Here is a 12,935-nt window from a genome sequence, read left to right on the forward strand (position 1 = left end):
GTTAAGCAGGATTAAATCAAGCCCGAGCGTTCCAGCAGCCGTTCGAGCATTTGAGCGACTTCGGCGCGCAGCACATGGGCTTTCGGCGCGAGGGTTCCGCCGCTTCGGCCCGTAATCAAGCCGGCCTGTACCGCTGCGGACAGATCCGTTTGCGCCCAGGCGGATACCGCCGAGAAGTCCCGGAACGATTCAAGCGACCGTCCGTCCGTTCCGCCCTGCAGTCCGGTCAGTTTCATGGCGTTGACCAGCATAGCCGCTGCCTGTTCGCGGCTGACCGGGGCGTTCGGCGCAAATGTTCCGTCGCCCATGCCCTGCAGAATGCCGTAAGAGTAAGCAGTCTCCACGGCTTCGGCGTACCAGTCGGAATCGGATACGTCGGAGAACGATACTCCGCTTTCCTGCGCTTTCAATCCCAGAGCCCGGACGATGACCGCTGCAAGTTCGGCGCGGGTCATATCGCGGTTCGGTTCGAATTTGCCGTCCGTGCCTTCGATAACCAGACGGGAGCCCATATCGTTAACGGCTTTTTTTGCCCAGTGGCTGTTAACGTCCGCAAATTCGATCGGGTGCCATACGACGGCGTAGGTGCTGTTCGTGAGGCTGTTGATTACCGCGCTGTAGATGCCGTTCGATTGCGCGACGCGAGTAGGGACATGGCGAACACTGCCGTCCGGATCGATAACGACTCCGGTCGTGATCCGATTCGGGTCTACGCCTTCGGGCAGCACGATGCTTCTCTCTACATAAGAGTTGAAGCGGTCGACTTCGACGGTACGGCCATCGTAGACACCGGCAACGCGGAAGTCCATTGGAACTCCGACGATTTCCAGGCCGCCCGCCTTGGCGCTGGATGCGGCAAGCGCGCTTTCTTCGGATGCGGCGGCGGCAATCGATATTTGGATTTCAAGTTCGGCCAGGCCGATTGTCCGGCCCATTTGACGCGACAGGTCGTCCACTTTGATCTGCGCGGCCGGAATCGTATACGAACCGGCAGGCGTTTCGATTTTCAAAATAGCTTGTTTGTTTTCCAGCGCTTTGACCATCTGTCCCGTAAGCACGCCTGTAAACGTATCGGCGGCCGAAGCGAAAGGAAGCGTGATGACCGCGCCGGATTTTTCGGCGTTCAGCCGCTCTGTCAGCTTGACGGGATCGACGGTCAAGGCGGCTGTAGTGCGGCCGGCCGATGTGGTTGTTTTCAACGTTCCGGCTGTTTCCGATCTGCCGTTTACCAGAACCGATACGCCGGTCGCGGCCGTTCCCGGAACGGCCGGAAGCGTCGGAGCGGTTACTGCGCTTGAAGGAATCGGCGAAGCGGACGGGCTGCCCGGGATTGTTCCCGTGCCCGGAGAGCTGCCCGTACCCGGACTAGTACCGGTGCCCGGGTTTGGAGAAGTGCCGGTGCCCGGTTCCGGGTCGGTTCCCGGCACGCCTTCGCCCGGATTCGGGACTTCCGGCTGTTCGTACTGCCATTGATGAACCGGATAACCGGAGTTGATGTCGGCAATCATCGTCCAAATCTCTTCGAAGTCCCAACTGCCGATATCGGACGAAGTATCGTCCGTATAAGTCTTGGCATCGCGGAGCTGCGCCGAAGTGCGGCCTTCCGCAAAAGCCTGGACCGAAAGCGCCGATTCCGGAATCCCCTGCAATCCCGCGGTATCGGTATTCCAGAAACTGCTGCCGGTTTGAACCCGGGCGGTGGACGGGATGCTCGCTGCGCCGATAAAAGCGCCGATGGTTCTCTCGACATAACGCTCTACAGCATTGGCGGCTTCGACCGTCGAGACGGTGTAGTTGTGTCCGAAGATAAAAGAGGACTGGTAGGAGGCCAAGCTGCCTATAAATCCGCCAATATGAAATACGTTCGCGAGCGGCCGCGCAGCTGCCGTTACTGTGCCTGTCGAGTAGCTTTCCGCTACTCCAAACTCGATCTCGGACGGCGTATCGGCCGACAGATCGCTAATCATGACAGCGCCGGCGAATCCGCCTGTATTGGAGAATCCTGTTACATTTGCGGCCGCATGGGAATACACGGCGATCGAATTCTCCAAATAGCCGATCAAACCGCCTATGGCGCTCTCGCCGCTTACTTCCGCACGACTCTCGCTTTCCACGATATAGGAATGCACCGCGTGACCGATCAGGCCGCCTATACGACTGCTAGATCCCTCGGCGATTACGCTTCCTATTGCGGAACTTCGCCAAATGTAGACGCCGCTGCTTCTGCCCACGAGACCGCCTATCCCCATACCCGATTGGCTGGCGGAAGAAATCTCCACGTTCGTTTTGGCCATATAGATTCCTATAGGCAGATCTCTGTCCGGGTTTTGTTTTCCTTGAACATAGCCGATCAACCCGCCGACACTGATGTTGCCTTTGATCTTGCCCTGAACCGAAACACCGGCGATTAACGAATCCCTTGCCGTTCCGGCGAGTCCGCCCACGAAAGACTTGCCTTCGACATCGACGCTGGTCAATTGTACGTTCTCAATTCTCGCATCCCGAATTACGCCGAACAGGCCGACATTTTTCGTTGCCTCCGACGCCGTCGTCAAACCGGAGAGTGTATATCCTTCTCCGTAAAGTTCTCCGGTAAACGGATGAGACTCGTCCCCGACCGGAATCCAGCCGCCCGGATAATCACTGAGATCGATATCGTTGACCAGCTTGTATTGGCCGTCGAGATTGGAAAAAATTCCAGCCAGTTCTTCGGCAGTGCCGATTAAGGTCAGGTCTCCGGAAACCGCTTCGCGCTCGATCATAATGCCGTATCCGTACCCGCTGTTGGAGCCGGGAACGCCGGTGTCGAAGCGGACGATCATGTCTTCTTTCGAGAGATCGAACGGAATGGCGTACTCGCGGACTTTGCCGGTCTGATTGACCAGATATTCATCCAGCGATTTTTCATCCGGTCCGCCAAGAGGTTCCACAGCCTGGATCTCGGCATTCGGACTTATGGATTCGATGGTAAAATGCAGGGTCTCCGCGTCTCTATCCACCGTAGTCATGTATGTCTGCTCATTCGCGTCGAATATCGGATCGAGGTCGCCCTCTGTCAATTCAAGGCGGCTCAAGCGCCCGTCCAGCAGGGAATCGTCGCTGCCGGCGGGTTCGCGTTCCACCGTAACGCCGTAGCCTACGCCGCCCGGATAATTCGGCACATCGACTTCGACCATGAAGAACGTTTCTTCGTCTGCCGGGTCGAAAGGCACATCAACCGGCATATTCGGTTCAAGAACCTGATCGCCGATCGTGACGGTGGCATCGGGACTGAACGCTTCGGCCGAAACGTGCAGCGTATCCACATCGGCTGCGACCGTTAACGTATACGGCCCCTGGTCTTCGCTGTCGAAAGCGGAAGAAAAAGAACCTTCGGCGACGGACAGACTTTTCAGATACGGATTGAGCAGGTTCGGATTGTCGTTGTTGTTGGCCGTTTCCCCGTTGCTCGATAAACCGGCGTCTCCTCCTGCTGCGTGCGCGGCCGGAACCGCGGCATTCGCTCCAAGTCCTACGGCAAGTACGGCTGCGAGAAATCCGGACAGCCGGGGTTTTCTTTTGACGGTATTCAAAGCTGCAATCATCCTTTCGAAATAAATACAATATATTTCTGGTGATAGAAGGGTAACACGCTGTTCTGAACAAATTCTGAACAAGAGGTTTTTTGCAGGGCGCGTGCATCCGTTTCTTGAAGGATTTGAGCCGCAGGGCTAACTTTGGCCGGTTTCTGCCGTTCAATATATGTATCATCGAATGGAGAGGGAGGGTAAAAGGTTATGAAAATGGGCAAATACGAATGGAGCACGCTGATCGTTCTGATCTATATGCTGCCGTATTTGTATTTCGGAATGGCGCAGGATCGCGCTCATCATTCGTTTCTGGGATATGTGCTGGCGATCGTCGCGACGGGGGCGCTGGCTTATGCAAGCCGCAGATTCGGTTCGGTTTACGCGGTGCCGATCGGCAATCTCCTGTCGCTTGGCATTTCGTATTACTTTGTCAGAATGGTGGGCGAGGGATATTGGGAATCTTATTTCAAACCTCTCTCGCCGCAGCTGACCGTGATCATATTCAGCGTCCTGCTGCTGATTCCGCAGGCGATCGTACTGCTCGTTACGCATTTTGCGGTTCGCCGTAAGTCGCGGGTCCTTTGAATCGAAAACACAGCCGGAAGCAGCATGAAGGAGGAAGAGGAATGGCGCTGTTGAAAAATTTGGGCGTTCTGGCGGGGAAAGTAACGGGAGGCGTGGTGGGCGGTTCGATCGGGCTCACCGGCAAAATCGTCAAAAGCGACTTTATCCAGGATGTGGGCAAAGGCGTGTACCGGGCGACGTCGAATACGGGCGAAGTGCTGGGCAGCCTGGCGGACGGGACCTACCAGACGCTGGGCGGAGTCGTTACCGGCAGCAAGGAGCGCGCGGACCGCGGCCGAAAAGAAGTCGTCGATACCGTAGGCGGCACGTTGACCGGCATGGGCATCGGCGTGCTGCAAATTGCGGGCAAAGGGCGCGATACCGTCCGCGCTATCGCGGGCGGCGATAAAGACACGGCGATTACGCTGGGCAAAGACCTGGCGAAGATCGCCGCGGTCGGCCTGCTGTCGTTCGGCGTGTTCGATCTGTTCGACGGCGCGGAAGGCGCGGAACATGCGGCGGATACAGGCGACGCGGGAAATACGGGCGCCGGTGCCGGCGGCACCGCCGCGGCCGGAACCGGCGTACTGGCGGCGACCGATGCCGCGAACGCCGATGCGGCGGACGGCCGCGCGCCGGCATCCGGTCCCGCTGCTCACGCGCAGAGCGGACACGATTCTTCGTATTGGAAAAAGCTTGTGCCTGACGGTCCGCAGGACGAAAGCGGCGGCCAAAGCGAGCGAAAAAAATAACACCACAAAACAGGGTGACGCCGAATGAATTCGATGTTACCCTGTTTTTACATAAAGCTTAAAATTCTGCCTTTGTACTGGAAAGGAGACGGAACGAAATGCCTACATTCGAGGATCTGGAAAAAGACTGGCGCATAGAAAAAATCGAGCAGGTCATCCTGACGGGGGAACGTCCGCGGCTGGCCGGCAGCAATGCCAGGTTGGGCGTGCACGGGAAAGAAGTCGATTGTCCGCTGGTTCGGATTACAATGGGCGGCCATACGGGGTACGGCTGGTCCCGCATTCCGCGCAAAACGGCCGAGGCGCTGATCGGAGCCGGCGTTCGGGACATTTTTTGCGAGGAAAGATGGATCAAAGAAAGATTCTGCGGCATCCAGTTCCCGCTGCTGGACTGGCTGGCCAAAGCAAGAGGAATCCCGGTCCATGAACTGCTGAGCGGCCGCAAGCACGATGGAACGCTGGAAGTACCCGGCTACGATACGTCCCTTTACTTCGACGATCTGCATTTGAAGACCGACGCGGAAGCGGTGGCGCTGCTGCAGGAAGAAGCGATGTCCGGCTACGAGGCGGGTTTTCGCGCGTTTAAGATCAAAGTGGGCCGTGGCGCGATGCACATGGAACTGGAAGCCGGCACGCGCAGGGATATCGCTATCGTCAACGGGATCCGGGAAGCCGTCGGCCCGGACTGCGAGCTGGCGATCGACGCGAACAACGGCTACAACCTGAATCTGACCAAGCGCGTGCTGACGGAAACGGCTCAGTCCAATCTGCTGTGGATCGAGGAAGCTTTTCACGAAGACGATAGGCTGTACCGCAATCTGAAAGACTGGATGGCCGATCGGAATATGCAGGTGCTGATCACGGACGGAGAAGGACACGCGGCCGGGCCGATCGTGGAGTGGGCGGAGCAGGGCCTGATCGACGCGATTCAATACGATCTGCGCGATTACGGCGTGGTGGACTGGCTGCCGCTGGGCAAAAGACTGGCCAAGTCGGGAGTAAAAGCCGCGCCGCACAACTATGGCGGTTTCTACGGCAACTTCGCTTCCGCGCAGACGTATCCGGCGATCGAAGGATTCTTCTATGTGGAATGGGACGAAGCGCAAATTCCGGGCATCGACACCTCGGGGTATACGATCCAAGACGGAAAGATTGCGCTGCCCCGAACGCCGGGATTCGGCCTGCATATCGACGACGCCCATTACGACCGCAGGGTAAAAGAAAGCGGCTGGAGCGCGGCGGCCGGCGGCTGAGCGACGGTCCCCGCGCTGGACGTACGCGCGGTAAGCTCCTCCGGGATCGATAAGAAAAAGAAGGCCGAAAGGCCGAAGAAGCAGCCGGACAGTCAAAGAAAGGCGGACCATTCGCTGGAATGGCCCGCCGGGGAAAAGACAGGAAAATAAAACAGGCGGCAGGACGCGCCCTAAATAGCTGCATATATACCCTTATTCAGGCTTAATCTTACGTTTTCGAACAAATAACTGCGCTCATACAATTATTTCGAGCTTTTACGCTTCTATTCGCACTTTCACTCCCAAATAACTGCACCTGCGTCGCTATTTGAAAGAAAAGAAGCGTTTCGCTCGAAATAAGTGTACCTGTGCTGCTATTTTTGATTTGGAACAAGAACCGGCTTTTTCGGCACTCTGAAAGCGGACCATTCGCTGGAACGGTCCGCCTTTTTACATACATTCCTCAATAATTCTCAGTTCTTAAAACTATGAATCGGAGCCGGTACCCGGCCGCCCCGGTTGATAAACGGCGCGCAGTCGAACCGGTTGACCGGCATGCCGGGCGCGTAGCCGAGCAGGCCGCCGAATTCGGCGATCTCGCCGACGTCTTTGCCGATGACCGGGATCAGGCGCACGGCGGTCGTTTTGTTGTTGACCATGCCGATCGCCGCTTCGTCCGCGATAATGCCGGCGATGGTCGAGGTGCTCGTATCGCCCGGAATCGCCACCATATCGAGCCCGACGGAGCAGACGCAGGTCATCGCTTCGAGCTTCTCCAGCGTCAGCGCGCCGCGCTGCACCGCTTCGATCATCGCCTGGTCTTCGCTGACCGGGATAAACGCGCCGCTGAGGCCGCCGACGTACGAAGACGCCATCACGCCGCCTTTTTTCACATTGTCGTTGAGGATGGCGAGCGCCGCCGTGGTGCCCGGAGCGCCGGCTTCTTCCAGCCCCATCACGCGGAAGATTTCCGCGATCGAATCGCCCACCGCCGGCGTCGGAGCCAGCGACAGGTCGATGCTGCCGAACGGCACGCCGAGCCTTTTTGCCGCTTCCTGCGCCACGAGCTGGCCGGCCCGCGTGACTTTGAACGCCGTCCGTTTGATCGTTTCGCACAGCGTTTCGAAGTCCACGTCTTTCACTTCCTCCAGCGCCCGCTTGACCACGCCCGGTCCGCTGACGCCCACGTTGATCTCGCACTCCGGTTCGCCCGGCCCGTGGAACGCGCCCGCCATAAACGGATTGTCCTCGACCGCGTTGCAGAACACCACAAGCTTCGAGCAGCCCGCCGAATCGCGGTCCGCCGTAAGTTCCGCCGTCTGCTTGATAATCTCGCCCATCTTTTTCACCGCGTCCATATTGATGCCGCTGCGCGACGAACCGATATTGACCGACGAACACACGCGTTCCGTCACGGCGAGCGCTTCGGGAATACTGTCGATCAGGATGCGGTCGCTGTTGGTGTACCCTTTTTGCACCAGCGCCGAGAAACCGCCCAGAAAGTTGACGCCGACTTCTTTGGCCGCCCGGTCGAGCGTCCGCGCCACTTCCACGTAACTGTTTGCCTGCACCGGACCCGCCGCGATCGCGATCGGGGTGACGGAGATGCGCTTGTTGATGATCGGGATGCCGAACTGCCGCTCCAGATCCTCGCCCGTCTTGACCAGCTTTTCGGCCAGCCGGGTGATTTTGTCGTACACGTTTTGATTGAAAATCTTGAGGTCCGAGTGCCCGCAGTCCATCAGGCTGATGCCCATCGTAATCGTGCGCACGTCGAGCTTCATCTCGGAGATCATCGTATTCGTTTCCTGCACTTCCAGTCTTGAGATCATGGCCGCGTTTCCTCCTTAAATCCGGTGCATGCTGTTGAAAATGTCTTCGTGCTGAAGCTTGATCTCGACCCCGACGGTAAGTCCCAATTCGTGCAGGTCGGTAATCAGGTCTTCGAATGCTTTGGACGGGCTGGAAATATCCACGACCATCATCATATTGAAGTAATCCTGTACGATCGTCTGCGAGATGTCGAGGATATTGACGTTCTGCTCCGCGAGATACGTGCAGACTTTGGCGATAATGCCCACTTTGTCTTTGCCCAGTACGGTAATGATGCCTTTCACGAAAAATGCCCCCTTGTTCGGTTCCATTGACGCGCGTCGGCAAATAGTCGGAAGGTCCGGTAGTGCGTTAGCGCGTTAAGTTATGAGTTATTATGTCAGATTGGAAGACGGGCGGCAATCGGGGATTTATGGGAAAACGGATGTAAGGGGTTTCGTGTTTGAACGTTTTGGGGCGGGGGCGGGTGTAGGATTTTTAAAAGGAGTGAAGGAGTGAAGGAGTGAAGGAGTGAAGGAGTGAAGGAGTGAAGGAGTGAAGGGCATGAAAGGCATGAAAGGCATGAAAGGCATGAAAGGCATGAAAGGCATGAAAGGCATGAAAGGCGTAAAGGTCGCTGGTCGCGGTTTTTTTATTCGGGTGGAATAAAAGACAGGGCGGGGCTGGGAGATTGAAAATTAAAGGCTCAAATCAAAAGATAAAATCAAAAGAAGTCGCTGGTCGCGGGAACAATTTTTAATTCGCGTGGAGTGATAAAACCAATCGCTGGTCGCGGGAACAATTTTTAATTCGCGTGGAGTGATAAAACCAATCGCTAGTCGCGGGAACAATTTTTAATTCGCGTGGAGTGATAAAACCAATCGCTAGTCGCGGGAACAATTTTTAATTCGCGTGGAGTGATAAAACCAATCGCTAGTCGCGGGAACAATTTTTAATTCGCGTGGAGTGATAAAACCAATCGCTAGTCGCGGGAACAATTTTTAATCCACACGGAGTGATGCACCTAAAAATTGTTCCTTGTTCAGAAAATGTTCAGAACGGGGTGATAGATTATCCTTACTCAAAAAAAATCGGTATTCAAATAATCGTCGTACGGAGGGGAAGTCCTGCGGGCGGAAACCGGTTTAGACATCCAGAGGGGGAATTTAGTTGACAAGGAAATTTCGTTCGCTGCTTGTGATCGCGTTGATTTTTAGTCTGGTGTTTCCGTCGCAGTCTTATTTGGCTTTTGCGGGGGCGGGTCCGAGTGCTGACTTAACAGATATTAACGGCAGCACCGGGACTGTCACGGCTACCGGATTGTCGTTCGGAGATGACGTTAAGGTATACGATCATGACTCGAAATTACTTGCGGAAGAAAAAGCTGACGCAAGCGGTGAAGCGATTCTAAGTTTTACTTTTAAGCATGTAGAAGGAGAGCTTACGGTTGTGGCCAGACTAAATGGAATCGATACGCAAATACGGAGCATTCCTTATTCCGGCATCGACCTTCCTGAACCTAGTGTGGAGCTATCGAGAATCAACGGCAAAGTCGGTACCCTTAAAGCGGCCGGATTTGAGGAGAATACCGTAATCACGGTATACGATACGTTCTATGTCGACTCCAAAGAAGAGCTTGCGCATAAAGCGGCGGATGCAGACGGAAACGTTGTTTTGAACATTACGCTCCCGCAAAACAGCGGGACCCTGGAAGTGACCGAGACATCCAACGATACGGAAACGAAAGTAACCGATCTTTCTTACTCGCTTCTTTCCGAGCCGCTCAACGTCATCGCAAATGCCGGCGACCATTCGGCGACCGTTAATTGGGACGAGGTAAGCGGCGCAGCAGGCTACATGGTGTATCAATACCAGAGCGAAGAAGCGCCTGCCGACAGCACGGAATGGGCGCCGGTTCCGCAGGACGGCTTGTTGAAGACCAACAGTCTTGAAGTCGTCGGACTGGAAAACGGAAAACCTTATGTATTTGCGGTCAAAGCTTTCAACAGCGAAACAGTGTCGGAAGGCGTTTACTCGGAGTTCTCCGAAGCCTCCGCTTCGGTCACGCCGAATGAGGATAAATACCGGGTTACGGCAAGTGCTGGAAAAGGATCGGCTACGATTTCCTGGCACACACAAACAGAAACCGTCGACGGTACTTTTAACGTATACGTCTATCAAGGCGAAGAAGGTCCCGCGGATCTTGGAGAGTGGACGGAACTCGAAAGTTCCATGACTGTTCCCGGCGACCCTATCGAGGTGAGATATACTGCTGAGAAACTGACAGGCGGGGTTCCTTACGTGTTTACTGTTGAGTTTATTTCCAATAATCAAGATAAAATTCGTTACGGGAACTCGAACTCGGTGATTCCGCAAGTGAAAGAAGTATATAACTATCACCAACAAGAAATCGACAATGAAATATGGAACCTGATTAGCACGCAGGAAGACCTCGATCATGTCGGGGACGATCTGTCGGCGAATTATATGTTGTTGAACGATATTTCTTATAAAGGCTCGTGGTATCCGATCGGAGCGGACGGCGAAGCTGCTTTTACAGGTAAATTCGACGGCAAAGGCTATACGATTGATTCTTTGAACGTTAAAGACCCTGAATTTGATCTGAATTATGTCGGAATGTTCAGCTCTCTTTATGACGCTCAAATCAAAAACCTTACTTTGAAAAACGTATCTATTCAGTCGGGCAGATATGTGGGAGCGCTGGCGGGGAGTGCTCAAGAGTCGACTATCCAAAATGTAAAAGTATCCGGCAGCGTACAGGGATATCGCCATGTGGGAGCGCTTGTCGGAAGTTCGGAAGAAAGCACTTATATCAATAACACCACTGAAGGTTACGTAGATGCTCTGGTCAACGAAGATTCCAGCGTGCGCAACATTGGCGGTTTGATCGGCAGCAGCAGTAAAGATACTCTTCGGTTCAACACCGCATCGGTCAAAATCAAAGGACACGAAAATACGTACGCGCTTGGCGGCTTGATCGGAGTGGCTTTTGGAGGAGATATCCAACAAAACTCCTCCAACGGGCAAGTGAGCGGGAATTATCTGGTCGGCGGTTTTATTGGTTCTTTGGAGACCGACGAATTTACGAACGTTAGCAATAACTATACGTGGAGCGAAATTTATGTACCGGCAAATGGGGAGTTGGAAAGATTCTCTGGCCAGGTCGAGGCAATCGGCGGATTTATTGGACAGATCGAGGCGTTGGATGTAAGTGATACGGATCCTGCCGGTTTTATTGTGAAAAACAACTATTCGGCCAACCGCATTACGTTCAGCGAGGACAACCCTCGTTCCGACGAGATGAGCGTAGGCGCCTTCTTGGGCCGGTATAATTCTTCTTCTACGACAATAAGAGGATTTGAGCAAAATTTCTGGAATTCGGATTTGCAGCCGCTCTACCTGCTTGAATCCCAGTCCGATTACGCGGTTGGGATCGATAGCACAAGCATGCGCAAGCCAGTTACATTTACAGGCTGGGACTTCGATAAGGTTTGGACACTGGCACCCTGGTTTGTAAACGGATATCCAATACTTCGTCCTTATCAAGACATTCAAATCCCGCTTCCGCAGCAGCAGGCAGCACCGAAAAACGTTAAAGCGGTCACTTCGAAATCGGGCGAAGCCTCGCTTACCTGGGATGTAAGCGCAGGGGAGTTGAGTTATGAAGTTTATCAATTCCAGGGCGAATACGAACCGGAAGACTTGAGTCTCTGGTCCAAAGTTGAAGACGACATTCGGGAGAAATCGTATACAGTAACCGGACTGGCCGACGGAAAGCCTTATGTCTTCGCGGTGAAAGCGGTAGGATTAAATGGAACGTCCGGATTCTCCAAAGCGACTTCGGCCGTAACGCCGCAGGCGGTAAAGCTGCAAAATCCGGCGTTTACAAAAATCGAAGCCGGAGACGGCAAGGTAACGCTGAAATGGACTGCCGTACCGAATGCCGAAAGATATTTTATTGCGGTGTATCAAGGCGATCAAAAGCCATTGAATATTGACAAAGGCTGGAAGTCGATAGTGGAAGAGGGAACGACGGCAACCGAGTACACGGTAGAAAAGCTGGAAAACGGTAAATCGTATTTCTTCGCTGTTATTGCGTACAACGGCAAAAAAATCTTCTCCGACGGCACTATTACGGATTATGCAATCGTACCGAAGAAAGCAAGTGCATCGACAACACCGACAACACCGACAACTCCGACAACCGGAGGCGGCACAACGCCGGTTACGACCGCGCCGGCCGCAGCGCCTGCACCGTCGACGCAAACCAGCATTATCAAAGTCGATGTCCAAAACGGAGCCGTCGCCAAAGGCGCAGTAGTCTCCACACTGGACATCACCCGCACCAAGTCGGCGGACGGCAAAACGAAAGATGAACTTCAGTTGACTGCGGCGAAAGCCAAAGAAGTTATCGAGCAGCTCAAAGCGGCCGGTTCCAAAACGGCGGCGATCGTCCTGCCGGACCCGAGCGACGAAGTGTCCGAGTGGAACCTGACGGTGCCGACCGCGGCTTCGGCGGCGCTCAAGCAGGAAGGCATCGCACTGGTGATCCAGAACCCGAATGTGCGCATCGACGTGCCGACTTCGTCTCTGGACGGAGTAAGCGACGATCTGTATTTCCACCTCGTGCCGGTGAAAAGCACGTCCACCAGCGCGGAAATCCAGCAGCGCGCGCTGTCCAATCCGGCGATCGTATCGGCGGCGAACGGCAGCGACATCACGGTACTCGGTCGTCCGATGACGATCGAAACCAATCTGCAAAGCCGTCCGGTGACGCTGACCCTGCCGCTTCCGGCGGGCACGTATACCGCTGCGGATATGCAGCAGATCGGCATCTATATCGAGCACAGCGACGGCACCAAGCAACTGGTGCGCGGCACGGCTTCGCAGCTTGAAGACGGCCAGGCCGGCATTCAATTCATCGTGAACCATTTCAGTACGTTCACGGTTGTCAAAGTCGGCGGCTGGGCGAACACGCTCAAAGC

7 protein-coding genes are annotated in these 12,935 nt (G+C 54.9%); 4 read left to right on the forward strand and 3 right to left on the reverse strand.

The genetic code is table 11. The features are described 5' to 3' along the window. Window positions 1-11 precede the first annotated feature (11 nt). Entirely contained in the window at window positions 12-3,572 is a 3,561-nt protein-coding gene (locus QWJ34_RS22770) for an S-layer homology domain-containing protein (RefSeq protein WP_302731397.1), read from the reverse strand. Window positions 3,573-3,776: 204 nt separating this feature from the next. On the opposite strand from QWJ34_RS22770, the gene QWJ34_RS22775 reads away from it, so the two are divergent. The 3 genes from QWJ34_RS22775 to QWJ34_RS22785 all read left to right on the forward strand — a co-directional run bounded on the left by QWJ34_RS22775 (window position 3,777) and on the right by QWJ34_RS22785 (window position 6,138). Continuing rightward, a complete protein-coding gene (locus QWJ34_RS22775) occupies window positions 3,777-4,154 on the forward strand; it encodes a hypothetical protein (RefSeq protein ID WP_302731398.1) in 378 nt (125 codons plus the stop codon). A gap of 41 nt (window positions 4,155-4,195) precedes the next feature. Then, window positions 4,196-4,885, forward strand: coding sequence for a hypothetical protein (locus tag QWJ34_RS22780; RefSeq protein ID WP_302731399.1), 690 nt, complete (start codon window positions 4,196-4,198; stop codon window positions 4,883-4,885). Window positions 4,886-4,983: 98 nt separating this feature from the next. Next, the gene (locus QWJ34_RS22785; protein WP_302731400.1) at window positions 4,984-6,138 is read left to right on the forward strand and encodes a mandelate racemase/muconate lactonizing enzyme family protein; all 1,155 of its coding nucleotides are present in this window, start codon (window positions 4,984-4,986) and stop codon (window positions 6,136-6,138) included. Between the two features lie 452 nt (window positions 6,139-6,590). On the opposite strand, the gene QWJ34_RS22790 is transcribed toward QWJ34_RS22785, so the two are convergent. Next, a complete protein-coding gene (locus QWJ34_RS22790) occupies window positions 6,591-7,946 on the reverse strand; it encodes a PFL family protein (protein ID WP_302731405.1) in 1,356 nt (451 codons plus the stop codon). 18 nt (window positions 7,947-7,964) lie between these two features. Beyond that, window positions 7,965-8,234, reverse strand: a complete 270-nt coding sequence (locus QWJ34_RS22795; RefSeq protein WP_302731401.1) for an ACT domain-containing protein — start codon at window positions 8,232-8,234, stop codon at window positions 7,965-7,967. 865 nt (window positions 8,235-9,099) lie between these two features. Between QWJ34_RS22795 and QWJ34_RS22800 the strand changes: the two genes are divergently transcribed. Then, window positions 9,100-12,935 (forward strand): fibronectin type III domain-containing protein (locus tag QWJ34_RS22800; protein ID WP_302731402.1); only part of this gene is annotated, 3,836 nt, incomplete at its 3' end.

Source organism: Saccharibacillus sp. CPCC 101409, assembly GCF_030518235.1.
GTDB lineage: Bacteria > Bacillota > Bacilli > Paenibacillales > Paenibacillaceae > Saccharibacillus.